The 22921-nt window shown below is 72.1% G+C and carries 24 protein-coding genes and 1 pseudogene; 14 read left to right on the forward strand and 11 right to left on the reverse strand.

The annotated features are described in order from the left end of the window. Positions 1-49 precede the first annotated feature (49 nt). Genes AB0J40_RS30415 through AB0J40_RS30425 form a run of 3 tightly spaced genes read left to right on the forward strand, consistent with a single transcriptional unit; the run spans position 50 to position 2076 of the window. A complete protein-coding gene (locus AB0J40_RS30415; RefSeq protein WP_364459506.1) occupies positions 50-847 on the forward strand; it encodes a heavy metal-binding domain-containing protein in 798 nt (265 codons plus the stop codon). A gap of 9 nt (positions 848-856) precedes the next feature. After that, the gene (locus AB0J40_RS30420) at positions 857-1675 is read left to right on the forward strand and encodes a heavy metal-binding domain-containing protein (protein WP_364459509.1); all 819 of its coding nucleotides are present in this window, start codon (positions 857-859) and stop codon (positions 1673-1675) included. Beyond that, positions 1675-2076, forward strand: a complete 402-nt coding sequence (locus AB0J40_RS30425) for a hypothetical protein (protein ID WP_364459512.1) — start codon at positions 1675-1677, stop codon at positions 2074-2076. Before AB0J40_RS30420 ends, AB0J40_RS30425 begins: the two co-directional genes overlap by 1 nt. Here AB0J40_RS30425 and AB0J40_RS30430 read toward each other — a convergent pair. The 4 genes from AB0J40_RS30430 to AB0J40_RS30445 all read right to left on the reverse strand — a co-directional run bounded on the left by AB0J40_RS30430 (position 2073) and on the right by AB0J40_RS30445 (position 6587). Then, positions 2073-2834, reverse strand: a complete 762-nt coding sequence (locus tag AB0J40_RS30430) for an alpha/beta hydrolase (protein ID WP_364459515.1) — start codon at positions 2832-2834, stop codon at positions 2073-2075. The genes AB0J40_RS30425 and AB0J40_RS30430 overlap by 4 nt on opposite strands. Positions 2835-2908: 74 nt before the next feature. Continuing rightward, positions 2909-3517: a TetR/AcrR family transcriptional regulator gene (locus AB0J40_RS30435; protein WP_364459518.1), complete on the reverse strand. Its 609-nt coding sequence runs from the start codon at positions 3515-3517 to the stop codon at positions 2909-2911. Positions 3518-3591: 74 nt separating this feature from the next. After that, entirely contained in the window at positions 3592-5649 is a 2058-nt protein-coding gene (locus AB0J40_RS30440) for a PQQ-dependent sugar dehydrogenase (RefSeq protein WP_364459521.1), read from the reverse strand. A 68-nt stretch (positions 5650-5717) separates the two neighbouring features. Beyond that, positions 5718-6587 carry an alpha/beta hydrolase gene (locus AB0J40_RS30445; protein WP_364459523.1) on the reverse strand — a complete coding sequence of 290 codons (870 nt, stop codon included), beginning with the start codon at positions 6585-6587 and terminating at the stop codon, positions 5718-5720. A 64-nt stretch (positions 6588-6651) separates the two neighbouring features. Between AB0J40_RS30445 and AB0J40_RS30450 the strand changes: the two genes are divergently transcribed. Further along, a complete protein-coding gene (locus AB0J40_RS30450; RefSeq protein ID WP_364459526.1) occupies positions 6652-7215 on the forward strand; it encodes a CGNR zinc finger domain-containing protein in 564 nt (187 codons plus the stop codon). Positions 7216-7225: 10 nt separating this feature from the next. Then, entirely contained in the window at positions 7226-7633 is a 408-nt protein-coding gene (locus tag AB0J40_RS30455) for a VOC family protein (RefSeq protein ID WP_364459528.1), read from the forward strand. Here AB0J40_RS30455 and AB0J40_RS30460 read toward each other — a convergent pair whose 3' ends face one another. The 4 genes from AB0J40_RS30460 to AB0J40_RS30475 all read right to left on the reverse strand — a co-directional run bounded on the left by AB0J40_RS30460 (position 7634) and on the right by AB0J40_RS30475 (position 11332). Beyond that, complete coding sequence (locus AB0J40_RS30460; RefSeq protein WP_364459531.1) at positions 7634-8389, reverse strand: SDR family oxidoreductase; 756 nt, start codon at positions 8387-8389, stop codon at positions 7634-7636. Positions 8390-8450: 61 nt separating this feature from the next. After that, on the reverse strand, positions 8451-9290 hold the full coding sequence (locus AB0J40_RS30465; protein ID WP_364459534.1) for a hypothetical protein: 840 nt from the start codon (positions 9288-9290) through the stop codon (positions 8451-8453). Positions 9291-9294: 4 nt separating this feature from the next. Next, a complete protein-coding gene (locus AB0J40_RS30470) occupies positions 9295-10506 on the reverse strand; it encodes a cytochrome P450 (protein WP_364459536.1) in 1212 nt (403 codons plus the stop codon). Positions 10507-10603: 97 nt separating this feature from the next. Further along, a complete protein-coding gene (locus AB0J40_RS30475; RefSeq protein ID WP_364459539.1) occupies positions 10604-11332 on the reverse strand; it encodes an SDR family oxidoreductase in 729 nt (242 codons plus the stop codon). Positions 11333-11503: 171 nt separating this feature from the next. On the opposite strand from AB0J40_RS30475, the gene AB0J40_RS30480 reads away from it, so the two are divergent. Both AB0J40_RS30480 and AB0J40_RS30485 read left to right on the forward strand, forming a co-directional pair. After that, the gene (locus AB0J40_RS30480; protein WP_364459542.1) at positions 11504-13057 is read left to right on the forward strand and encodes a discoidin domain-containing protein; all 1554 of its coding nucleotides are present in this window, start codon (positions 11504-11506) and stop codon (positions 13055-13057) included. A gap of 75 nt (positions 13058-13132) precedes the next feature. Further along, the gene (locus AB0J40_RS30485) at positions 13133-13756 is read left to right on the forward strand and encodes a class I SAM-dependent methyltransferase (RefSeq protein WP_364459545.1); all 624 of its coding nucleotides are present in this window, start codon (positions 13133-13135) and stop codon (positions 13754-13756) included. Between the two features lie 56 nt (positions 13757-13812). Here the strand turns inward: AB0J40_RS30485 and AB0J40_RS30490 are convergent, their stop codons facing one another. Next, positions 13813-14829, reverse strand: a complete 1017-nt coding sequence (locus AB0J40_RS30490; protein WP_364459546.1) for a S1 family peptidase — start codon at positions 14827-14829, stop codon at positions 13813-13815. Between the two features lie 162 nt (positions 14830-14991). Next, a complete protein-coding gene (locus AB0J40_RS30495; RefSeq protein WP_364459549.1) occupies positions 14992-15285 on the reverse strand; it encodes a GNAT family N-acetyltransferase in 294 nt (97 codons plus the stop codon). A gap of 144 nt (positions 15286-15429) precedes the next feature. Between AB0J40_RS30495 and AB0J40_RS30500 the strand changes: the two genes are divergently transcribed. The 7 genes and pseudogenes from AB0J40_RS30500 to AB0J40_RS30530 all read left to right on the forward strand — a co-directional run bounded on the left by AB0J40_RS30500 (position 15430) and on the right by AB0J40_RS30530 (position 22143). Further along, a complete protein-coding gene (locus AB0J40_RS30500) occupies positions 15430-17418 on the forward strand; it encodes a germacradienol/geosmin synthase (protein WP_364459859.1) in 1989 nt (662 codons plus the stop codon). An 82-nt stretch (positions 17419-17500) separates the two neighbouring features. After that, the gene (locus tag AB0J40_RS30505) at positions 17501-18292 is read left to right on the forward strand and encodes an MBL fold metallo-hydrolase (RefSeq protein WP_364459552.1); all 792 of its coding nucleotides are present in this window, start codon (positions 17501-17503) and stop codon (positions 18290-18292) included. Continuing rightward, on the forward strand, positions 18289-18870 hold the full coding sequence (locus AB0J40_RS30510; protein WP_364459555.1) for a VTT domain-containing protein: 582 nt from the start codon (positions 18289-18291) through the stop codon (positions 18868-18870). Before AB0J40_RS30505 ends, AB0J40_RS30510 begins: the two co-directional genes overlap by 4 nt. Further along, positions 18867-20975 carry a phage holin family protein gene (locus AB0J40_RS30515; protein ID WP_364459558.1) on the forward strand — a complete coding sequence of 703 codons (2109 nt, stop codon included), beginning with the start codon at positions 18867-18869 and terminating at the stop codon, positions 20973-20975. Before AB0J40_RS30510 ends, AB0J40_RS30515 begins: the two co-directional genes overlap by 4 nt. Then, complete coding sequence (locus AB0J40_RS30520; protein WP_155544664.1) at positions 20972-21202, forward strand: glutaredoxin domain-containing protein; 231 nt, start codon at positions 20972-20974, stop codon at positions 21200-21202. The genes AB0J40_RS30515 and AB0J40_RS30520 overlap by 4 nt, the downstream gene beginning before the upstream one ends. Continuing rightward, a pseudogene (locus AB0J40_RS30525) lies at positions 21199-21402 on the forward strand (ferrous iron transport protein A); the annotation flags it as partial. The gene AB0J40_RS30520 and the pseudogene AB0J40_RS30525, both read left to right, overlap by 4 nt. Beyond that, positions 21376-22143, forward strand: coding sequence for a methyltransferase domain-containing protein (locus AB0J40_RS30530; protein WP_364459862.1), 768 nt, complete (start codon positions 21376-21378; stop codon positions 22141-22143). The pseudogene AB0J40_RS30525 and the gene AB0J40_RS30530, both read left to right, overlap by 27 nt. Here AB0J40_RS30530 and AB0J40_RS30535 read toward each other — a convergent pair. Further along, complete coding sequence (locus AB0J40_RS30535; RefSeq protein WP_364459561.1) at positions 22121-22909, reverse strand: TetR/AcrR family transcriptional regulator C-terminal domain-containing protein; 789 nt, start codon at positions 22907-22909, stop codon at positions 22121-22123. The genes AB0J40_RS30530 and AB0J40_RS30535 overlap by 23 nt on opposite strands. Positions 22910-22921: the final 12 nt, after the last annotated feature.

The raw sequence follows: 22921 nt of genomic DNA on the forward strand, positions 1-22921 counted from the left end.
CCGGATCCGTGCCACGATGGGAAGAGCGGCGACGGAAGGAGGCCAGCCGGTGCCCGAGTGGGACGGTCGTGACCTGCCGCCCGTCGCGCGCGCTCGTGTCGAGCGCTATGGCGCGTCCGGGCTGAAGACCTCGTTGCTCAGCGTGCCCGGCGCGGTCGGTGCCGAAGTCGCCGGTTTCACGCCCGTCGGCGAAGTCATGGGCTGCGTCGTGCAGCAGGCCGGCCGGGCCGGGCTGGCCGTGTGGGCCGACGACCAGGTCAAGCTGCTGGCGGACCTGCTGTGCCAGGGCTACGCGATCGCACTCGACCGGCTCGGGCGGGAAGCCGCCGCCCTCGGCGCCGACGGCGTCCTCGGCATCAAGGTCACCATCACCGCGCTCGACGACGTCATGCACGAGTTCACCGCCCTCGGCACGGCCGTCCGCGCCGAAACGGAACAGCGCCCGCACCGCCTGTTCACCACCGACCTGCCGGGCCAGGACGTCGGCAAGCTCATGCAGGCCGGCTGGGTGCCGGTGCGCATGGCGGTCGGCGTCGCCGGGCGCGCCCGGTTCGACTACAACATGCAGTACCAGGTCAACCCGCTGGCCGGGAACACCGAGGTCGACGCGGCGACGAGGGTTGTCACCGAGGTCCGGGGCGCGGCGCGGGCGGAGTTCGCCCGCGCGATCCGCGACTGCGGCGCCGACGGCGGCATCGTCTCCGGCATGACGCTCCGGACGTGGCCGGTGCAGGAGATCGCGGTCGCCGGCACCGCGACCGTGACCGGCACCGCGATCGCCCGCTTCCACGAAGGCCCCGCCGCGCCCACCAGCGCGCTCAAGATCCTGCCGTTGAACCGTTCCTGAGGAGGCTTCGTGACCACCGCGGATCCCGCCGCGCAGCACATCCCCGAGGATGCGATGCGCCGGCTCGCCGAGATGCGACCGGGCCAGAAGACCAGCCTGTTCACCTCGGACCTGAGCGTCAACGAGTTCCTCCTCGTGCGCGAAGCCGGCTTCCGGCCGCTCGGGCTGGTGCTCGGCTCGAGCATCTACCACGTCGGGTTCCAGATGGGACGGTGGAGCAAGAACCAGGAGCTGGACCGGCTTTCGCAGGCGATGTACCACGCCCGCGAGCTCGCGATGTCCCGGATGGAGGCGGAGGCGGACGTCCTGGGCGCCGACGGCATCGTCGCGGTCCGGCTGGAGATCGAGTTCAAGGAGTTCGGCAGCGACCTCGCCGAGTTCATCGCCGTCGGCACCGCGGTGAAGGCCGACGAGCCCGGCGAATGGCGCAACAACACCGGAAAGCCGTTCACCAGCGATCTGTCCGGTCAGGACTTCTGGACGCTGGTGCAGGCCGGCTACGCACCGCTGGGCATGGTGATGGGCACGTGCGTCTACCACATCGCGCACCAGCGGTTCCGGCAGATGATGGGCAACATCGGCCAGAACGTCGAGATCCCGCAGTACACCGAAGCGTTGTACGACGCGCGCGAGCTCGCGATGTCACGCATGCAGGCCGAGGCGGAGCAACTGGCGGCCGAAGGCATCGTCGGGGTGCAGCTGCTGTCGCTGCCCCACCGCTGGGGCGGCCACACGACGGAGTTCTTCGCCATCGGCACGGCGGTGAAGCCGCTGCGCGCCGACCACCACATCGCCAAGCCGCAGCTCGTGCTGCCCCTCACCGACTGATGGGCGGCGAGCTGGACTTCCACCTGGTGGCGGCGGCCCTGCGCACCGACCGCGCGGACGTCGAGTCCTACCACCGGGTCCTGTCGGAGACGCTGGGCAGCGCGCTGCCGCCGGGCATGGTCGAGGTCGACCGGCACCGCACGTTCGCCGACCGCGTGGCCGGCCGGGACGGGCGGGCGACGGCGGTGCGCGTGCGGACGCCGGACCGGGTGCTGGTGCTGAGCGCCGGCGAGCACGGCGGGGTCGCGGCGGAGATCCACCAGGTGGTGCGGGGCGTGGTGATCAGCCGCAAGGAGGCCGCGGTCGACGACTGGCTGGCGGCGCTGGCCCAGGAGCTGACGGCGCTGGCGGCGAAGGACGCGAGGGCGCGGGATGCGCTCTCGCGTCTCCTCGGCGGCTAACCGTCCAATCGGGACCAGAACGCGGTCAGTGCGCGCGCCACCGGGTGCGGGTCCGTCACCGGCCACCAGTGCCCGGTACCGGCGAGTTCGGCGATCTCGGCACCGGCGGCCTCGGCCGCGAACCGGTGCTGCGCGGGCGTTCCGCTGGCCTGGTCGACGTCCGCGAGGGCGATCAGGGCCAGCCCGGGCCGCTGCCGCGCCTTCGCCAGGCCGCGGCCCGCCTCGGCCATCACGGGCTGGGCGGCCGACCGCAGGAGCGAGAGCACCGCCCGCCCCATGCCGTCGTCCATCCCGGCGGCCACGCGTTCCGCGGTAGGGCCGGTCATCCCGAGCGCGTTGACGACCGCCAGCCGCTGCTCGAACGTGCCGCCGAAGATCTCCTTGACCGAGGCCTCGCCCGCCCCTTCCTGCTGCCACACCTGGGCCCGCGCGTGCCAGACGTAGTCCGGGGCGAAGAGGCCGAGTGCGTCCGACGCCCAGCTGCGGATCAGGTCCGGGCGGCTCATCGCGATCCGGGCGACGTGCGCGCCGCCCCAGTCGTGGCCGACGAGGTCGACGGGTTCCTTGAACTGCTCCAGCCGCGCGGCGAGCCACTCGCCGTAGCCCTCGACGGTGGCGGAGAAGCCGTCCGACGCGGGCACCCCGAAGCCGGGCGGGGACAGCGTCACCGCGTCGTCCCGGCCGAGGGCGGCGATCAGGGGTCCCCACACGCCCGCGTTCTCCGGATTGCCGTGCACGAGTACCAGGGGAACAGCCATCTTCCACTCCTAACTTGCGTGCATGTACGCAAGTAAGTGTAGCAGCGGCCGGTGCGGGCGACCACGGCCCGAAGCTACGGCGTGACGGCGAAGGCCGCGCGCACCGAGCGCGTCGCCTCCCGGATGAGGGTGGGGACGTTGCGCACCGGGGGCTGGGCGATGAGCTGCAGCCCGGTCCCCCGGACCAGGGCGACGACCAGCACGGCGGCCGCGGCCGGGTTCGCGTCGGGCCGCACGGACCCGTCGGCGACGCCTTGGCGGACCACGTCCGCCAGCAGCTGCCGGAAGCCGGCGTCCCGGCGGGCGAACAGCGGGGCCAGCACGGGGTCGGCCGCGATCGCCTCGCCCCACAGCTGCAGGAACGCCCGCGCCGACGGGGTCCGCCGCACGACGTTGCGCAGGTACGCCTCGACGATCCGCACCAGGTGGTCCAGGCCGTCGCCCTGGTACTCGGGGACGTCGAACTGCTGCGCGGAGTCGAGCACGGCTTCGAGCAAGCGTTCCCGGCTGCCGAAGTGGTGGTAGACGATGCCGCGGCTGTAGCCGGCGGCTTCCCCGACCTCGGCGAGCGTGACGGCACGGGACCCGCTGCGCGCGATGAGCGCCATGGCCGCGTCCAGCACGCGCCGCTCGGTCTCGGCGCGTCGTTGCTCCTGCGTTCGCCTCGCCGGACGATCGGTCATGCGTCGTGCTCCCCTGACTGGCTCGGTGGTCGACGAAGTGTGCCACGCTCCGCCGACCACCGTGCCGTCCGGATCTAGCCGACCGTCACCAGCAGGATCTTGTTGTGGCTGTTGTGCGGGGTGCTGTCCTTGTCACCGTCCACACTGGTCGCCAGCCACATCCGGCCCGCCGGCGCCGGCTCCACCGTGCGGAGCCTGCCGTACGTCCCGCTGAAGAACGTCTGGAAGTTCGTCAGCGAGCTGCCGCTGATCACCGCCCGGTACAGCCGCGCGCCGCGCTGGCACGCCACGTACAGCGCGTCGTGGATGATCGTGATCCCGCTGCACGATCCCTGCGCCACCGGGTAGGTCTTCTTCGGCGCGATGAACCCCGCCGTGCCGCACGAACCCGACGTCCCCTCGCACGAGGGCCAGCCGTAGTTGCCGCCCTTCACGATCAGGTTCGTCTCGTCCATGATGCTGTTGCCGAACTCCTGCTCCCACAGCCTGCCCTGCGAGTCGAACGCCAGGCCCTGGACGTTGCGGTGCCCGTAGCTCCACACCGCGTTGTGGAACGGGTTGTCCGCCGGGATCGAGCCGTCCGGGTTGATCCGCAGCACCTTTCCGTTGGGGCTGCTGGTGTTCGACGCGTTGTCGCCGTTCTGTGCGTCGCCGGTGCCGGCGAACAGGTACTTGCCGTCCGGACTGAAGCGCAGCCGGCCGCCGTTGTGGAACTTGTTGCGCGCGATGCCGGTCAGCAGGACCTGCTCGGTGCTCGTGGTCAGCGAGTCGGCGGCCGGGTCGTACTTGATCCGCACGATCCGGTTGTCGTTCGGCGACGTGTGCATGATGTAGAGCCAGTGGTCGGACGCGAACGACACCGGGTTGATCTCCAGCCCGGTCAGGCCGCCCTCGCCGTCGGTGCTCTGGACGTTCGGCACGGTCCCGATGGTCTTCTTCGCCCCGGTCTTCGGGTTGAGGTGGACGATGTCGTGCGCGTCGCGCTGGTTGTAGAGGACCGTCCCGTCGGGCAGGGTCACCAGGCCCCACACGACGTCGTCGTCGGTCGCGACCTGCGTCGCCCCGCAGACGCCCTGCGACGGCGTGCAGCCCGACCCGCCGGTGGTCGTGACGTCCAGGACCGGCGTGCTCGGGTCGCTGAGGTTGCCGTTCGCGTCGACGGCCCGCACCTGCAGGTGGTACGGCGTGGCCGGGGTCAGGCCGCCGAGGGTGGTGCTCGTCGAGTCGGACGTGCCGATCTGCGTGCCGGAGTCGTAGATCCGGTAGCCGGTGACCCCGACGTCGTCGGTCGACGCCGTCCACGCGAGGCCGATCGACGTGCTGCCGACCGAGGTGGTGTGCACGTTGCCCGGCACGGACGGCGGCGTGTGGTCGTCCGACGGCGGCGTCTTCACCGACAGGGTGCCACTGGCCTGCGAGACGTTCCCGGCCGCGTCACGCGCGTTGACGTAGAAGCCGTAGGTGCTCTTCGGGCTGAGGTTCCCGCAGGTGGCCTGGAGCGCTCCGGTCGTGCTCGCGCAGAGCTGGCCGTCGCGGTAGACGTCGTAGCCCGTGACGCCGACGTCGTCGCTCGCCGCGGTCCACGAGATGGTCGCGCTGGTCGCGGTGACCGCGTCGAGGGCCGGCGTGCCGGGCGGGGTCGGCGGCGTGACGTCCCCGGTCGACCCGTAGACGCCGAACTCCTGCAGCGAGTAGCCCTTCGAGGCGTCGGTGCGGCAGCGTTTCGTGCCGTACACCCGGACGTAGCGGCCGGTGCCGTCGAGGGAGGTCAGGTCTTCGACACCGCCCTTGCCGGTGGTGGTCGCGTAGATCTTCGTCCACGTGACGTGGTCGGCCGAGGTGTCGATCTCGTAGGCCGTGGCGCAGGAAGCGTCCCACTGCAACCGGACGCGGCTGACGTGCGCCGCCGCGCCCAGGTCGACGTAGATCCACTGTGGATCGACGCCGGCCGCGCTGGCCCAGCGGGTCGCGGAGTCGCCGTCGACCGCGTTCGCCGCCGGGCAGCACCCGCCCGACGACGACGCCGTCACCGGTTTTCCCTGCGACAACAGGGAATCCGCGGCACCCGCCGGGGTGATCGTCGCGGCGACCAGCGCGAGCGCGATCGCCCCCACCCGAATCCGTCTGCCCATACCGTCCTCCAGGAGTGCTGACGACGGCGGAGGTCGGAAAAAACCCTACGAGCGCGGTGACCGGGTGGTCAACCGGCATCCCGCTCAACGGGCAGCACCCGCCCGAGGAAACCCCGTATGTACCCGGCGATGGCGTCCAGGTGCGTCTCCAGCGCGAAGTGGCCCGAATCGAGCAGGTGGATCTCGGCGTCGGGCAGGTCGCGGGCGTAGGCGCGGGCGCCGTCGGCGACGAAGATCGCGTCGTTGCCGCCCCAGACGGCCAGCAGCGGGACCCCGCTGGTCCGGAAGTACTCGTGGAACTTCGGGTACAGGCCGATGTTGTGGTGGTAGTCCGCGAGCAGCGCCATCTGGATCTCCGCGCCGCCGGGCCGGTCGAGCAGGGCCTGGTCGTGGATCCAGACGTCCGGGCTCACCAGCGCCGGGTCGGGCACGCCGTCGAGGTACTGCGCCTTGGTGGCTTCGAGGGTGACCATGCCGCGCAGGTCGTCTTCGGTCAGCGTGCCGGCGGCCAGCTTCTGCGGCAGCCCGGCGCCCAGCCCGTCCTCGTAGGCGTTGCCGTTCTGCGTGACGATCGCGCTCACCCGCTCCGGGTTGCCCGCCGCGATGCGCAGGCCGACCGGGGCGCCGAAGTCCTGGATGTAGAGCGCGAAGCGGTCCAGGCCGATCTCGTCGAGCAGGCCGAGGGTGAGTTCGGCGAGCGCGTCGAAGGTATAGGCGAACTCGTCCACGGAGGGCGCGTCGGAGGCGCCCGCGCCGAGGTAGTCCGGCGCGACGACGTGGTAGCGGTCGGCCAGCGCCGGGATGAGGTGCCGGTACATGTGCGAGCTCGTCGGGAAGCCGTGGAGCAGCACGATCGTGGGCGCGCCGGCGGGTCCGGCCTCCCGGTAGAACAGCCGGTGCCCGGCGACGGTGGCGAAGCGGTGGTGCACGGCGACCATGGGTCACTCCTCACGTCTCATGTTTATTGACTCATTTATCCATGAGACGACGTACACTGTCAACATGGAGGCCGGACTCAGGGAGGCGAACGTGGTCACTGCGGCACCCGGCGAGGAGCGCTCGCCCGCGCTGGCGCTGGTCAACACGCGCCGGCTGAGCGCGGGCGGCGAGGTCGACGACCTGGCCGGACCGGCGGACGCTGCTGCGTGGCTGGGTCTGCCCGTCTCACTCGGCGCGGACGAGCTTCGCCGCGTCACGGACCTCCGCGCGGCGGTTCGCGAACTGCTGGCGGCGTTGACGGAGGACCGCGTACCTTCCGCCGAAGCCGTCGAGACGGTGAACGCGGCCGCCCGCGCCGACGCCGCCGCACCGCAGCTCGCCTGGCCGCGCCGCGAGTGGCGCAGCACCCGGCCGGGCAGCCTGGAGGAAGCCCTGGCGGCACTGGCCCGCGACGCGATCGACGTCGTCACCGGCGACCTCGCCCCGCTGGTGCGCCCGTGCGAGGCCCACGGCTGTGTGCGGTTCTTCCTCCGCGAGCACGCCCGCCGCCGCTGGTGCTCGACGACGTGCGGCGACCGCGTCCGCGCCGCCCGCCACCAGCGGCTGGTGGTCGAGCGGCGCGGGTAACGTGGCGCCCATGGAATGGACGCTCGAAGTGGTCGTCGTGCCGGTGTCCGATGTGGACCGCGCGAAGGCCTTCTACGCCGACGGGCTCGGGTTCACGCTCGACCACGACCGGACGTTCGGCGAGCACGTCCGGATCGTCCAGCTGACCCCGCCGGGCTCGGGCTGCTCGATCGTGTTCGGCCGCGGCGCCGTGCCGGAGATGCCGCCGGGTTCGCTCAAGGGGCTGCAGCTCGTCGTCAAGGACCTCCCGAAGGCGCACGCGACGCTGGTGGAGCGCGGCGTCGAGGTGAGCGGCATCGAGGTCTACGGCATGGGCGAGTGGGACGGCCAGGCCGACCTCGACAACGTCGGCTTCGTCCACTTCGCCGACCCCGACGGCAACGCCTGGACGATCCAGCAGATCTCCTCGCGCAAGTAGCTAGTCCACCAGGGCGCCGCAGCTGACGTTGACCGTCGAGGCCGTCATCGTGCGGGCCCGGTCCGACGCCACGAACGCCGCCACCGCGCCCACGTCCGCCAGTGTCGCCGCGCGGCCGAGCATCGTCTTGCCCGCGATGTTCGCCTCGATCGCTTCACGGCCCGCGAACTCCGCCGGCAGGGTCTCCGGGATGCCGCCCGTCCGGAGCGTCACCGCGCGCACGCCGTGCGGGCCCAGCTCCGCGGCCAGCTGGCGGCGCATCGCCTCGAGCGCGTGGAACGCCACCTGCAGCCCGCCCACCGAGAACTCGCGCACCGGTTCGCCCGCGCCGCCGAAGAACAGGAGCACGCCCGACCGCTGCTTCACCATGTGCCGGGCCGCCGCGCGGGCCGTCAGGAACTGGGTCCGGACCGCGGTCACCACCGGGCGCTCATAGTCGGCGAGCGACATGTCGATCAGCGGCGTGCCCTGGACGTCGCCGTGGGCGATGAGGTTGAACGAGATGTCCAGGCCGCCGTCGGCGGCCACCGCGTCGGCGTGGTCGTCGACCGCCCGCTCGTCGAGGGCGTCCACCTCCGCCACGTCCGCCGAGCCGCCCGCGGCGCGGATCCGCGCGGCGACCACGTCGAGCCGCGCGCGGGTGCGGCCCGCGAGGAACACCCGCGCGCCTTCCGCGGCGAAGGCCGTGGCCACCGCCGAGCCGATCCGGCCGCCTCCGCCGTAAACGATCGCGTTCTTGCCGTTGAGCAGCGTCATGTGTCCCTCCGATTTCCGGGTTTCACCGGTGCGTCGAACGGGACCCGCCGGAATCGACACGTCAGGGCCGCGGGACGCCCATCGGGTTCGGGACCGGGACGACGCCCGCGTCGACGACCGCCCGGCTGAGCGGGACCGCCAGCTCCAGGAGCCGGTCGAGGTCCTCGCCCAGCGCGTCCACCGGGGCCGACGCCAGGCGGTCGGTGTCCTCTTCGAGGCGGGCGCGCACCGCCGTTCCGGCGTCGGTCAGCCGGCCCTGCGCATCCAGCAGGCCGCGGGCGCGGAGGCGCTCGGCCGCCGCCGTCCAATCGTCTTCGGTCCAGCCCCGGTGCGGCTGGACGTCGCCGCGGCCGATGACGCCGTCGCCGATGTGGGTCAGGGTGGTCTCCAGGCCGGTCAGCCCGGCGTGGACCGCGGCGAGGACGTGGCCGTCGCCGCGGTGCTCGCGCAGGACCGTCGCCGCCAGCCACAGCCGGGCCAGCACCCCGGGCGGCCGCGGCACCGCGGACCACGCCGCGGCCAGCGGGCGACCGTCGAACCGGCACGCGGCGGCGGCCCGCTCCAGCAGCTGCGTGAGTTCTTCGTGCCCGGGCCCCAGCGTCCGGTCGAGCGCGGTTTCGACGGCGGCGAGCCGGGAGCCGAGCACGTCGTCCGGGGAGGCGAACGACCAGGCGTCCGGCAGCGCCCGCGCCACCATCGCGGGCGCGAAACCGAACAGCACGGACGTCGCCGGCACCGGGCCGATCGGGCCCAGCGGCGCGAGGCGGCCGGCGAAGTACCCCATCCAGTACCCGCGCAGGCCGGCCTCCTTCGCCGCGGCCGCCGTCTCCGGCGCGAAGTAGACGACGGCGTGCAGGGGTTCGACGGCCGCCCACAGCCGCCGCGCCGGTGAAGGTGTCATGCCGTCATTCTCGGCCCCAGGCGACCGGCAGCTCCCGCACCCCGTAGACCAGCGTGTTGTGCTTGAAGTCGAGGGATTCGCGCGGCACCGCGAGCCGCAGGTCCGGCACCCGGCGGAACAGCCGCGTCAGCGCTTCCTGCAGTTCGACGCGGGCGAGCTGCTGGCCGATGCACTGGTGGGCCCCGAAGCCGAACGCCACGTGCGTGCGCGGCGAGTCGCGGTGGAAGTCGAGCTTGTCCGCGCCGGGGAACAGGTCTTCGTCGCGGTTCGCCGAGTTGAGCGCGGCCACCAGCCACTCCCCCGCCTTGACGGCCCGGTCGCCGACCTGGACGTCGGCGGTCGCGTAGCGCAGCACGCCGAACTGCACGACCGACAGGTACCGCAGCAGCTCCTCGACCGCGCGCTCCGGCGCGGACAGCACGACGTCGCGCTGGCCCGGGTGGTCCAGCAGCACGAGCGTGCTGAGCGCGATCATGTTGGCCGTCGTCTCGTGGCCGGCCACCAGGAGGCTGAGGCCCAGCACCACGAGTTCCTCCATGGTGAGCGGGTCGCCGGTGCTCTCGCCGCGGGAAATCAGCCTGCTGAACAGATCGTCCTGCGGATTCCGCTGCTTGTCGGTGAACAATCCGGCCAGGAACGTGGAAAGCTCGTCGTAGGCCCGCTGTCCCTCCTCGCGGGTGGTGTCGGTGCTGACGAGCAGCCCGCTCTGCCGCTGGAACCGCGCGCGATCGGCGTACGGGACGCCGAGCAGCTCGCAGATCACGAGCGACGGGATCGGCAACGCGAAGTCCCGCACCAGATCGGCTTCCCCAGGCCGGGCGAGCATGGCGTCCAGGTGGCTCTCGACGAGTTCCTGGACGTAGCCGCGCATGGCCTCCACGCGCCGCACGGTGAACTCCGCGATGACCATCTTCCGGATGCGCGAGTGCTCGGCGCCGTCCAGCTGGATGATGGAGCCGGGGCTGACTTCCTCGTCGAGGTCGGCGTTCGGGTTGACGTGCACCGAGGAAGCCCCGCGCGAGCTCATGGTGCGGTCGGCGAGCACGGCGCGGACGTCGCGGTAGCGCGTGACCAGCCAGGCATCCATACCGGCCGGGCAGCGCACCTGCGACGTCGGCGCGGTCTCCCGCAGGGCGGCGTAGGTTTCGGGCGGGTCGAACGGGCATCCGGCCGGTCGTGCCGTCGGGAGGGCCGGAGTTGCGGACGCTGCCGTCACGGCGGATCACACCTCTCGTGCGGTGGTCTGGACACTTCCACCATGGAGAGAACCCGGGCGGTCGTGGGACGTTCGACCCACTTCCGACCCGGATGGCCTAGCGAGCCCCGTACGCCCCACCGTTCACGTGCACCACCTGCCCGGTGATGTGCCCCGCCTCCGGCGAAGCCAAGAACCCCACCGCAGCCGCGACCTCCTCCGGCGTCCCCGCTCGCTTGTCGAACGCCACCGAAACCCTCGCCGCCACCCATTCCTCGGAAACCGTGCCGTGGAAGAACTCCGTGTCCAGTGTGACGCCCGGGGCCACGACGTTGGCCGAGCCCGCCGCGCCCAGCTGCCGCGCCAGGTCGGTGTTCCACGCCTCGATCGCCGCCTTCGCCGCGCCGTACGAGCCCGAGCCCTGCTTCGCCGCGACCGACCCGAGAGTCACCACCCGCACGTTGTCCGCGAAGCGCGGCTTCAACGCCGCCGTCACGAGAACCGCCGTGACGACGTTCGCCTCGAAGTTCGCGCGCCACGCGTCCGCCAGGCCCGTGAGGTCCCCCGGAGCCGGTGCCTCGCGGACGCGGTCGGTGTTGCCCCCTGCGTTGTTGACCAAGACGTCCACCCGCGAAGGCAGCTCCGCCAGCGCGGCCCGCACCGCCTCCGGGTCGCTCGCGTCGAAGGCCACCGCCCGCGCGCCGAGCTTCTCCGCCGCCGCTTCGAGCACGTCCTTGCGCCGTCCCGTGATGGTGACGCGCTCACCCGCCGCCGCGAACCGCGCGGCGATCGCCAGCCCGATGCCCGTGCCGCCGCCGGTGACCACGACTTCCCGTTGTTCGCTCATGGCGCCATCTTCGCCGAGCGGACCACCGGCGGGAGCGGTTTTCCCGGCGACCGGGACACGAAACCGGATTCGTTAGGACACTTTACGAACAGGTCTTGACGGCGCGCCGCCGCCCGGCGAACCTGGACGCACGCCGCAGTCATCGTCCGCCCCACCCCTTCCGGAGGCAGCATGACCCGGCGCGCGCTCGTGCTCGTCGTGACCCTGTTCCTCGCGTTGGCCGCCCCCGCGGCGAACGCGGCCACCACGCAGCCCACCTTCCTCACCTTCTACGGCTGGTGGGACAACACGCCGCCCGGCGGCGACATCTCCTACCCGCGGATCCACGACACCGCGGGTGGCAAGGGCACCTACGCCGACCCGATCACCTTCGCCACCAGCAGCGACGAACTCAAGCCCGGCACGAAGGTCTGGGTGCCGCGGGTGAAGAAGTACTTCATCATGGAGGACGGCTGCGACGAGTGTTCCGACGACTGGAACAGCCATGGCCCGAACGGCGGACCCGGGCTGCGCCACATCGACCTCTGGCTCGGCGGCAAGGGCGGCAGCGCCTTCGACGCGATCGACTGCGAAGACGCGCTGACGCACTACAACCCCGACAACACGCCGGTTATGGAGCCGGTGGTCGTCGACCCGCCGTCGGACGAGCCGTACGACGCGACGCCGATCTTCAACACCAGCACCGGTGAGTGCTGGGGCGGGGCCAAGCCGAACACGACGGTCGGCCAGTACAAGAACAACTCCACCGGCACCTGCCTCGAAGCGCCGAGCAGCGGCACCACGCTGAAAGTGGCCGCCTGCACCGGAAGCGCCGCCCAGCGGTTCACCTTCCACGGCGCTTTCCTCGTGATCGGCGACAAGTGCGCGGGCATCTCCGGCAGTTCGATCGTGCTGCAGACCTGCACCGGCGGCCCGGCCCAGCAGTGGTCGATCAACCCCGACGGCACCATCTCCGACATCCAGACGAGCACGAAGTGCTTCCGCGCCTCGGGCTCGACGCTCACCGCGGGCAGCTGCTCCGGCACCCAGGCCCGCTGGACGTTCACCGCGGCCGGCGGCGGCATCGGCGTGACGCCGTCGTCGGTGTCGGTCGCGCCGGGTGCTTCGGCGACGGCCACCGTCACCTCCACCGACGCCGCCACGCTGTCCGCGAGCGGCGCGCCCGCGGGGGTGACCGTGTCCTTCGCACCCGCGTCGGTGCCGGCCGGCGGCACCTCGACCGTCACGGTCGCCGCCGCCGCGACCGCCACCCCCGGCTCGGCGACGATCACCATCACCGGCGGCACGAAGACCGCCTCCCTGGGCGTGACGATCACCGGCGGCGCGGAAACCCTGCTCTCCCAAGGGAAGCCGGCGACGGCGTCGTCGACGGAGTCGTCGTCCTACCCGGCGGGCGCGGCCTTCGACGGCAACCTGACCAGCACGCGCTGGGCGTCCAAGGAAGGCTCCTCGAACGAGTGGCTGCGCGTCGACCTCGGCGCCACCAAGCAGGTCTCGCACGTCAAGCTGACCTGGGAAGCCGCCTACGGCAAGGCCTACAGCATCCAGACCTCGGCCGACGGCACCAACTGGACGACGATCTACAGCACGACGACCGGCAACGGCGCCACCGACGACCTCACCGGACTGGCCGGCAGCGGCCGCTACGTGCGGATGAACGGCGTCACGCGCGGCACGTCGTACGGCTACTCGCTCTACGAGATGCAGGTGTACGGCACGGCCTGAGTTGCCAATCCGGCAACGCGATTTGCCTCCTCGGTGCCGTCGTCCGCATGCTGGGGACGTCACCGAGGAGGAACCATGCCGCACGAGGGGCCCATGATCGTCGAAGACATGCTCAAGCAGGAGTTCTGGGAGGCGATGTACCAGCGCGACGAGCACCGGATCTGGAGCGGGAACGTCAACGCGAACCTCCGCTCCGAGGTCGAGGGGCTGCCACCCGGACGCGCACTCGACCTCGGGTGCGGCGAAGGCGGCGACGCGATCTGGCTCGCGAAGCGCGGCTGGACGGTCGACGGCGCCGACATCTCGACCGTCGCGCTCGCCCGCGCGGAAGAAGCCGGCCGGGAGGCGGGCGTGACCGTCCGCTGGCTCCACAAGAACATCCTGGAGTGGCAGCCGGAAGAGCGGTACGACCTGATCTCCGCGCAGTACATGCACCTGCCGCCGAAGCTCCGCGCGGATGTCTTCACGGCGGCCGCGAAGGCCATCCGGCCGGGCGGATCGCTGCTGGTCGTCGGGCACTCGCCGAAGGCCATGCGCGAGTTCGACGGCCAGAAGCCGCCGGAGGAGCTGTACTTCGAGCCCGAGGAGATCACGACCTACCTCGGCGACCCGTGGCTCTGGGTGGTCGAGACGTGCGAGACGCGCGGCGAGGGCCACCACACCGACGCCGTCTACCGCGCGCGGCGGCTCGAAGCGTGAGAAAGGCCCCTTTCACCTGCCCTCGACACGGGTGAAAGGGGCCCTTCGCGGGTCGGTCAGGCGAGCTCGAGGCCGTACGCCTGCAGCTCCAGGGTGAGCGGGTAGAAGTAGCTGGTCACGGTGTCGCCGCCGGACAGCGTGCCGAGGCCCTTCTCGCCGTCGTAGGCCGGGCCGCCGGAGTCGCCGTGGTCGGTGTGCGCGGTGGTGCCGAACTCGTGGTTGAGCACGCCGACGTCGAAGTTGACCGACTCGTCGACCGAGGTGACCTCGCCGCTGCCGCCGCCGGTGGTCGAGCCCTGCTTCTGGATCTGCTCGCCGACCGTCGGCTCGGCCGCGCTGGTGATCCGCTGGCCGGTGTTGATCTCGCCGGGGCCGGTGCCGTTCGGGCGGGTCAGCAGGCCGGAGTCGGCGCCGGGGCAGTCGCTCTCGACGACCTCGGCCCCGGAGACGTCGCCGCCGGACCAGGTGCCGCCGAGGTTGGTGCAGTGACCCGCGGTGAGCAGGAACGGCTCGCCGCCGCGCGTCACGTTGAAGCCGAGCGAGCAGCGACCCTGGCTGTTCTGGATGGCATCGCCGTCGGAGATGTGCAGTTCCAGCTTGCCGGTGCGGTGCTCGACACGGACGCTGTCGCCGTACTTCGCGGCGGCCGCGGTGACCTTGTCGGCGGTCTCCTTGCTGGCGGCGTCGTAGACCTTCACGACGACCTGGTTGGTCTTGGTGTCGATGCCCCACGCGGTCTGCGGGACGTTCTTCACCGCGTCGAGCTGGTTCTTGACGCCGGTCAGCGCGGCGAAGGTGTGCTTGACCTTCTTCGCGGTGAGGCCGGCGGCTTGCACCTGCTGCACGGCGGCGTCGTCGACGACGTTGACGACGGCCTTGCCGTTCTCGAGGTAGACGCCGCCGGAAGCGGCGCCGAGCGCGTTCGCCACCTGGGTGGCGCTGGTGATGGCCTTGGCCTGCATCGCGGCGAAGGCCAGCGGGGACGCGGTGGCCGCCGACGAGCACACGCCCGCCGTCAGCGCGGCGGCCGACAAGACGGCGAAGGTCCTGAGGGCGGTCTTCCGGGGAGTCATCAACTTCCTCCAGGTTGCCGGTTCGAAGCCTGCGCCGGTCACTTTCGTTGCCGGGCAACCAACGCAACACCGACGAAGGTTGGTTAATAACCAGCAGATCCGGACATACCTCTCAACTCAGACCCGAACGGCCCAGCGACGCTCCTGCGTTCGGCGTAGCGCTCAACCCTTCGGCCAGCGAATGTGGTCCTCGTACCCCGGGTTCTTCTTCAGGTATCCGGCGATGAACGGGCACACGGGCACGATCGTCCGGCCCTTCGCGACGACGTCGTCGAGCGCGCCGGCCGCCAGCACCTTGCCCAGCCCCTGTCCCGAGAAAGCGTCGTCGATCTCGGTGTGGGTGAACACCGTCAGCTCACCGCGCTCGTCGTAGTAGGCCGAGCCGGCGAGCTTCTCGTCGACCCACAGGTCGTAACGGCTCTCGTCGCGGTTGTCGACCACTCGGTTCTCGGTCATGGGCACTCCTGTCGTCGCTGGGCCGGCCGGGGGAAGCGCCCGACCCGTTCGTGTGCAACCCCACCTGCTCCTCTTGGCGGGCACCCGCGTCTTTGGTTGCCTCACGGGGTGCCCGAGCAGCCGTTCGTCCTCCCCGAGTTCTACATGCCCTACCCGGCGCGGCTGAACCCGCACCTCGAGCGGGCCCGCGCGCACAGCAAGGCGTGGGCGCGCGGCATGGACATGATCGACGTCCCCCAGCACGGCACGGTCGTCTGGACCGAGCACGATCTCGACTCCCACGACTACGCGCTGCTCTGCGCCTACACCCACCCGGACGCCGGCGCGGAAGAGCTCGACGTCATCACCGACTGGTACGTCTGGGTCTTCTACTTCGACGACCACTTCCTCGAGCTGTACAAGCGCACCGGCGACATCGACAGCGCGCGCACCTACCTCGACCGGATCGACCTCTTCATGCCCGCCGAAGGCGAGATCACCGCGACGCCGGAGAACCCGGTCGAGCGCGGCCTCGCCGACCTGTGGGGCCGCACGATCCCGCACCGGACGGCCGCGTGGCGGCGCCGGTTCGTCGCCAGCACGAAGGCGCTGCTCGAGGAGTCGCTGTGGGAGCTGGCGAACATCAACGAAGGCCGGCTCGCCAACCCCATCGAGTACGTCGAAATGCGGCGGAAGGTCGGCGGCGCGCCGTGGTCGGCGAACCTCGTCGAGCACTCCGTGCACGCCGAAGTCCCGGACGCGATCGCCGCGGCGAGACCCATGGAAGTGCTGCGCGACTGCTTCGCCGACAGCGTCCACCTGCGCAACGACCTCTTCTCCTACCAGCGCGAAGTCCAGGACGAGGGCGAGCTGTCCAACGGCGTCCTCGTGTTCGAGAAGTTCCTGGGCCTGACCACGCAGGAAGCGGCCGAGGCCGTCAACGACCTCATCACTTCGCGGCTGCACCAGTTCGAGCACACGGCGCTCACCGAGGTCCCCGCCCTGTTCGACGAGCACGGCGTCGACCCGGCGGCGCGCGCGGCGACGTTCGCCTACGTCAAGGGCCTGCAGGACTGGCAGTCCGGCGGCCACGAGTGGCACCTGCGGTCCAGCCGGTACATGAACGAAGGCGCCCTCGACGAGCGGCCGCCGGCCGCGCGGATCCTCTCGTCGGTGCTCGCCACCGCGCCGCAACGGACGCGGGCGTACAGCCATACGCCGTTCAGCGAGGTGCGGGTGACGCGGCCGGCCGTCGAGCCGCCGTTCCCGGTGCGGCTGAGCCCGCACCTGGAGGCGTGCCGCCGCCGCAACGTCGACTGGGCGCGCACCACGGGCCTCCTCGACGGCGTGGTGTGGGACGAGCGCAAGCTGCGCGCCGCCGACCTGCCGCTGTGCGCGGCGGGCATCCACCCGGCCGCGACGGCCGAGCGGCTCGACGTCACCAGCGACTGGCTGACCTGGAGCACCTACGCCGACGACTGGTTCCAGGAGGTGTTCGGTGCGACGCGCGACCTCGCCGCGGCGAAGGCGTGGCAGGAACGCCTGAAGCTGTTCATGGGAGACGGGCCGGCGCCGCTGAACCCGGTCGAAGCCGCGCTCGCCGACCTCTGGCCGCGGACGGACGACCGCGCCGCGGTGCGGCGGGCCGTCGAGTCGATGACCGCCAGCTGGCTGTGGCGGCTGGCGAACCTGGCGCAGAACCGGATCCCGGACCCCATCGACCACATCGAGATGCGGCGCCGGACGTTCGGCGCGGAGCTTTCGATGACATTGACGGCGCCGAGCGCGCGGCCGGCGCTGCGGAACCTCGCGGCCGACTACGGCGGGCTGCTCAACGACCTGTACTCCTACCGCAAGGAGATCCGCCACGAGGGCGAGCTCAACAACGGCGTCCTGGTGGTGCGGAACTTCCTCGGCTGCGCGGAGGAGCGGGCGTTCGCGGTGGTCACCGACCTCGCCGAGGCGCGCCTGGCGGAGTTCCGCCACGCGGCGGACCCGTCGCTGCGGGACTGGCTGGCGGGCGTGGCGCACTGGCACGAGCACGCCGGCCGGTACACCGGCACCGAGCTGGGCCACCACCCCCGGTTCAGCGGGCCGACCGGGATCGGGACGTCGTCGCTGCGCATCTCGTCCCTGCTGCCCGCCGGGCGCTGAGGTGCGCTAGCTCGCCGCCGGGCAGCGTTGTCCGCGCCACTCCGCCGGGCATTCGCCGGGGCCGAGGGCGATACTCGACACCGTGAGCGGCTTCAACCTGCGTTTCCTCGGCCATTCGACCGTCCGGCTCGAACTCGCCGGCCGGGTCGTGCTGACCGATCCCGTGCTCACCGCGCGCGTCGGCGGGCTCGTGCGGGTCGTGCCGCCGCCACCGCCGGCCGCCTACGCCGACGTCGACCTCGTCCTGCTCTCCCACCTGCACGGCGACCACCTGCACCTGCCGTCGCTGAAGCTGCTCGGCCGGGACACCCGGATCGTCGTCCCGCGCGGGGCCGGCGCCTGGCTCGCCGGCAAGGGCTTCCGGAACGTCGAGGAGATCGCGCCGGGTGAGACCGTCAGCGAGGGCGCGCTGGAAATCACCGCCACCGAAGCCGTCCACTCCGGACACCGGTGGGGCCCGCGGCTGACCCACGGCCCGCAGAGCCCGGCGATCGGGCACCTCGTCGAGGGCGACGGCACCACGGTCTACAACGCCGGCGACACCGACCTCTTCGCCGGGATGGCCGACTACGGCCCGGTCGACGTCGCCCTGCTGCCCGTCTGGGGCTGGGGGCCGAACCTCGGGCGGGGTCACCTGGACCCGGCCCGCGCCGCGAAAGCGGCCGGGATCGTCCAAGCTCGCGCCGCCGTGCCGGTGCACTGGGGCACCCTCGCCGTCCCCGGCCTGAAGCGGACCGCGCGGATGCGCCGGCTGCTCGCCGACCCGCCGCGCGTGTTCGCCGCCGAGGTGAAGGCCGCCGGCGGAGCCACCGAGGTCCTGTTCACCGAGCCCGGCGCCGAAGTCGTGCTCCCCGCGCCGACGGACCGCGCGTGAACTGGACCGACCCGGCCGCCATCGGCTACCCCGCCGTGTTCTTCGGCGTGCTGCTCGGCTCGATCGTGCCGATCGTGCCCACCGGCGCGGTCGTCGGCGCCGCGGCCGCCGTCGCCACCACCACCGACCACCTGTCCCTGCCGCTGGTCATCGTGCTCGCGGTGCTCGGCGCGTACGTCGGCGACGTCGTGACGTTCGGGATCCCGCGCCTGGGCAGCGAAGCCGCGTTCCGCTGGATCAGCCGCCGCCAGCCCGCCGAACGGCTCGAGAAGGCCCGCGACCAGTTCACCCGCCGGGGCTGGCAGCTCGTCGTGATCGGCAGGCTGGTCCCGGCCGGCCGGATCCCGGTGCTGCTCGCCGCGGCCGCGTTGAGCTACCCGTGGCGGCGGCTGCTGCCCGCGGCGCTCGTCGCGTGCGTGCTCTGGGCGACCGCGTACAGCTTGCTCGGCATCCTCAGCGGCGGCATCTTCGACTCGCCGCTCGTCGCGACCCTGCTGGCGACGGTGCTGGTCCTGCTGGTCACCGTGCTGCTGAACCTCGTTTCCCGGTGGCGGCGCAAAACCAAGGAGAAGGTGTGACGACGACCGCGCCGAAGGGCCGGCTGCTGCGGGGCGGCCGGGCCGTCGCCCGGATCCTGCTGGTCTGGGCCGCCGTGACGGGCGCCCTGCGCCTGCTCGACGTCGTCCTGCCCGGCTTCCGGATGACGCACTGGTGGCAGCCCACGGTGTGCGCGCTGGTGCTGGGCGTGCTGGTCGCGTTCGGCTGGCCGCTGGCCATGCGGATCGCCTACCCGCTGGCGTTCTTCACCTTCGGGCTCTTCGGGTTCCTGCTGCTCGGCGCGGGCACCCTGGCGGTCTTCCGGACCATCCCCGGCGTCGAGCTGGTCGGCTTCCGGACCGCGGTGATCGTCACCGTCGCCATGGCCGGCGTCGGCGCGCTCATCTCGACGGCGCTCGCCGTCGACGAGGACGAGATCTTCTTCCGCCGCGCGGCTCGGCGCCGCCGTCGCCACCACCCGGCGCCCAATGCCGCCGACCAGCCGCCCGGTGTGGTGTTCCTGCAGATCGACGGCCTCGGGTACGACACCGTCCGCCGCGCCGTTCGCGACGGCGACATGCCGACGTTCGCCGCCTGGCTCGCCGAAGGCAGCCACACGCTCACGCCGTGGCACACCGACTGGAGCTCGCAGACCGGCGCGAGCGTGTGCGGCATCCTGCACGGCTCCAACCACGACATCCTCGGCTTCCGCTGGTACGAAAAGGACCGCGACCACGTGATGGCGTGCGCGCACCCGACCGACGCGGCCGAGATCGAACGGCGGCACTCCGACGGGCGCGGCCTGCTCTCGGGCGGCGGCGCGAGCCGCGGCAACCTGTTCTCCGGCGACGCCGACCACGTCAGCCTCACCATGAGCTCGATCCCGGTGCTGGTGCCGAAGAAACTGTTGCGCCGCCGTCGTGACCGGCTCGGCGCGGGCTACTACGCCTACTTCGCGAACCCGGTCAACGCGCTGCGGACGTTCGTCGTCGCGCTCGTCGACGTCTTCCGCGAGATCAACGCCTCGGTCCGCCAGCGCCGGGCCGGTGTCGTGCCGCGGATCCCGCGCGGCGGCTGGTACCCGCTGGCCCGGCCGGGCACGACGGTGATCGCGCGCGACGTCGTCGTCTCGGCCATCCTCGGCGACCTGCTGGCCGGGCGCCCGGTGGTGTACGCGGACTTCCTCGGCTACGACGAGGTCGCCCACCACTCCGGCATCGAACGGTTCGACACGCTGTCGGTGCTGCGCTCGATCGACCAGCAGATCGCGCGGCTGCACCGGGCTTCGCGGCTCGCCCCGCGCCGCTACCACGTGGTCGCGCTGTCGGACCACGGCCAGACGCAGGGCCAGGCGTTCTCCGCGCGGTTCGGCGAGACGATCGAGGCCTACGTCGGGCGGCTGTGCGGTGGTTCGCCGGCTGCTTCGGCGGGCAAACGGCGGCAGGCCGAGAGCTGGCAGATCAACGCGGCGCTGGCGGAGGCGACGAAGAGCGGCGGCCTGATCGCGCGCCGGCTGCGCGCCCGGGTCGAGGACGCGGAGTGCGCCGACGACCGGCCGCGCACGACGTCCGGCTCGCCCGGCGCGGTGACCCGCGTGGCGCCGGGCGTGGTCGTGGTGGTGTCCGGGCACACGGCGATGGTGTCGTTCACCGAGCACGAAGGCCGCGTCGAGCTGGAGACGATCGAGCGCGAGTTCCCGGACCTGCTGCCGTCGCTGGTGGACCACCCCGGCGTCGGGTTCCTGCTGGTCCGCAGCCGCGAGTTCGGCCCGGTGGTGCTGGGCCGCGACGGCCTGCACCGGCTCGCTTCCGGGGTCGTCATCGGCGAGGACCCGCTGCTGCCGTACGGCCCGCACGCGGCGGACCTCATCCGGCGGGTGGACACGTTCCCGCACTGCGCCGACGTGATGATCAACAGCCGCTACGACCCGGACTCGGACCAGGCGTCGCCGTTCGAGACGCACGTGGGTTCGCACGGCGGGCTCGGCGGGCCGCAGCAGCGCGGGTTCGTGGTGCACCCGCGCGAGTTCGCGCCGCTCGGCGAGGTCGTCGGCGCGGAGGCGCTGCACCAGGTGTTCCGCGGGTGGCTGACCGACCTGGGTCACCCTTCGCCCGTTCCCGACGCTGTTTCGGAGGTTGTTTCGTGAGTTTGACGGTGTACGGCGCTTCCTGGTGCCCGGACGTGAAGCGCAGCCGCGCGCTGCTCGACCGCGAGGGCGTCGAATACTCCTATGTGGACGTCGAGGCCGACGCGGCGGCCGAAGCCCGCGTCCGCGAGCTGCAGGACGGCGCGCGCCGGATCCCGACGATCGTGTGGGACGACGGCAGTTTCCTGGTCGAGCCGTCCGACGACGAGCTGAGCGCGCGGCTGTGAAGCTGCTGCGGGACCTGCCGCTCGGCACGCGGGTGGTGGTGCGGTACCGGATCGAGGGCGGCTTCACCGACGCGCTCGGCGACTTGGTGGCGCGCGACGCGACGACGTGCACGGTGGAGACCCGGCGCGGCCCGGTGGTGGTGACGTTCGATGCCGTTACCCTGGCCAAGCCGGTGCCACCGCCACCGGTCCGGAAGTCGAAATTCGACGCGTTGGTCACCGAAGCCGACGCGGTGTCGGTGGACGGCTGGGACTTCTCGTGGCTCGACGGCCGCGCCACCGAGGCACGCCCGTCCTGGGGTTACCAGCGGCTGCTGGGCGCCCGGCTCGCCCAGGTCGAGGCCGCGCTGGACCTGGAAACCGGCGGCGGCGAAGTCCTCGACGGCTGCCCCGCCCTGCCGCCGCTGATGGCCGCAACGGAGTCGTGGCCGCCCAACGTCGCCAAGGCAAGCGCCCGGCTCCGGCCGCGCGGGGTCGTGGTCGTGGCCACCGAAGGCATCCCCTTCGGCGACAACGCGTTCGACCTCGTCTCCAGCCGGCACCCGGTGACGACGAACTGGCCCGAGATCGCCCGCGTCCTGCGTCCCGGCGGCAGCTACTTCTCCCAGCAGGTCGGCCCGGCGAGCGTGTTCGAGCTGGTCGAGTTCTTCCTGGGACCCCAGCCGGCGGAAGGACGCAACAGCCGTCACCCGGACCGAGCCGTGGCGGCCGCCACCGCCGCCGGACTGGAGGTCACGGACCTGCGCTCGGAGTCGCTGCGCACCGAGTTCTTCGACATCGGCGCGGTGGTCTACTTCCTGCGCAAGGTGATCTGGATGGTCCCGGGGTTCACGGTGGAGCAGTACCTGCCGAAACTGCGGGAGCTGCACGAGAAGATCGAGCGCGACGGCCCGTTCGTCGCGCACACCACGAGGTTCCTCATCGAGGCCCGGAAGCCTTGACGATCGCCGCTTCGACGCCGTCCAGCAACAGCTCCACCCCCGCTTCGAACGACAGCCGGGCTTCGCGTTCCAAGTAGGGCTCCTCGGAAGCTTCGACCGATGGCCCCAGCCGAGCCACGGTCGGGAACCGCGCGGGCAGATCCGGCACCAGCTCCCCCAGCAGGGCCGACCGCGCGCCCCACCAGTCCTCTTCGGACAGTCCGGTCTCGCGGGCCGCCTGGCGCGACTCCGCCGCCGCCTGGACCGAGCCGCGGACCACGTTGAACAGCGCCGACACCACCCACCGGACTCGCGCCAGCGGCAGCCCCGTGGCAGCCAGCACCGACAACAGCGTCTCCTGGACGTGGAACTCCCCCGGCCCGAGCACCGGCCGCGCCGGCGACACCTGCAGCAGCCACGGGTGCCGCAAGTGCAGGTCCCACAGTGCGTCGGCCAACCCGAGAGCCGCCGGCCGCCAGCCGCCGTCCGACGGGAACGACGACGGCAGCTCCCCCAGCGTCCGGTCGTACATCAGGTCGACCAGCTCGGTCTTGCCCGGCACGTACGTGTACAACGCCATCGCCGTCCGGCCGAGGCGCTCGCCGACCGAGCGCATCGACAGCGCCGCCATGCCCTCGGCGTCCGCGATGTCGATCGCCGCCGCGACGATCGCCTCCACGGACAGCCCCGGTTTGGGCCCCGGGCCCGTGCGCGGCGCGACCACCCGCGGCCCCCACAGCAGCTCCATGGACCGCCGGGCGTCGCCCTGACCCGCGAAGACGACCACCTTGCCGACTCC

Origin of the sequence: Amycolatopsis sp. NPDC049691, from assembly GCF_040675005.1 — a bacterium.
Classification (GTDB): Bacteria; Actinomycetota; Actinomycetes; order Mycobacteriales; family Pseudonocardiaceae; genus Amycolatopsis.

What these genes read in the sequence shown, in the direction of transcription:
- AB0J40_RS30455 (WP_364459528.1), top strand. Translation starts at nt 7,226, where the DNA reads ATGGAATGGACGCTCGAAGTGGTCGTCGTGCCGGTGTCCGATGTGGAC.
- AB0J40_RS30475 (WP_364459539.1), bottom strand. Translation starts at nt 11,332, where the DNA reads ATGAGCGAACAACGGGAAGTCGTGGTCACCGGCGGCGGCACGGGCATC.
- AB0J40_RS30425 (WP_364459512.1), top strand. Translation starts at nt 1,675, where the DNA reads ATGGGCGGCGAGCTGGACTTCCACCTGGTGGCGGCGGCCCTGCGCACC.
- AB0J40_RS30490 (WP_364459546.1), bottom strand. Translation starts at nt 14,829, where the DNA reads ATGACTCCCCGGAAGACCGCCCTCAGGACCTTCGCCGTCTTGTCGGCC.
- AB0J40_RS30480 (WP_364459542.1), top strand. Translation starts at nt 11,504, where the DNA reads ATGACCCGGCGCGCGCTCGTGCTCGTCGTGACCCTGTTCCTCGCGTTG.
- AB0J40_RS30500 (WP_364459859.1), top strand. Translation starts at nt 15,430, where the DNA reads ATGCCCTACCCGGCGCGGCTGAACCCGCACCTCGAGCGGGCCCGCGCG.
- AB0J40_RS30495 (WP_364459549.1), bottom strand. Translation starts at nt 15,285, where the DNA reads ATGACCGAGAACCGAGTGGTCGACAACCGCGACGAGAGCCGTTACGAC.
- AB0J40_RS30450 (WP_364459526.1), top strand. Translation starts at nt 6,652, where the DNA reads ATGGAGGCCGGACTCAGGGAGGCGAACGTGGTCACTGCGGCACCCGGC.
- AB0J40_RS30445 (WP_364459523.1), bottom strand. Translation starts at nt 6,587, where the DNA reads ATGGTCGCCGTGCACCACCGCTTCGCCACCGTCGCCGGGCACCGGCTG.
- AB0J40_RS30435 (WP_364459518.1), bottom strand. Translation starts at nt 3,517, where the DNA reads ATGACCGATCGTCCGGCGAGGCGAACGCAGGAGCAACGACGCGCCGAG.
- AB0J40_RS30460 (WP_364459531.1), bottom strand. Translation starts at nt 8,389, where the DNA reads ATGACGCTGCTCAACGGCAAGAACGCGATCGTTTACGGCGGAGGCGGC.
- AB0J40_RS30440 (WP_364459521.1), bottom strand. Translation starts at nt 5,649, where the DNA reads ATGGGCAGACGGATTCGGGTGGGGGCGATCGCGCTCGCGCTGGTCGCC.
- AB0J40_RS30430 (WP_364459515.1), bottom strand. Translation starts at nt 2,834, where the DNA reads ATGGCTGTTCCCCTGGTACTCGTGCACGGCAATCCGGAGAACGCGGGC.
- AB0J40_RS30465 (WP_364459534.1), bottom strand. Translation starts at nt 9,290, where the DNA reads ATGACACCTTCACCGGCGCGGCGGCTGTGGGCGGCCGTCGAACCCCTG.
- AB0J40_RS30485 (WP_364459545.1), top strand. Translation starts at nt 13,133, where the DNA reads ATGCCGCACGAGGGGCCCATGATCGTCGAAGACATGCTCAAGCAGGAG.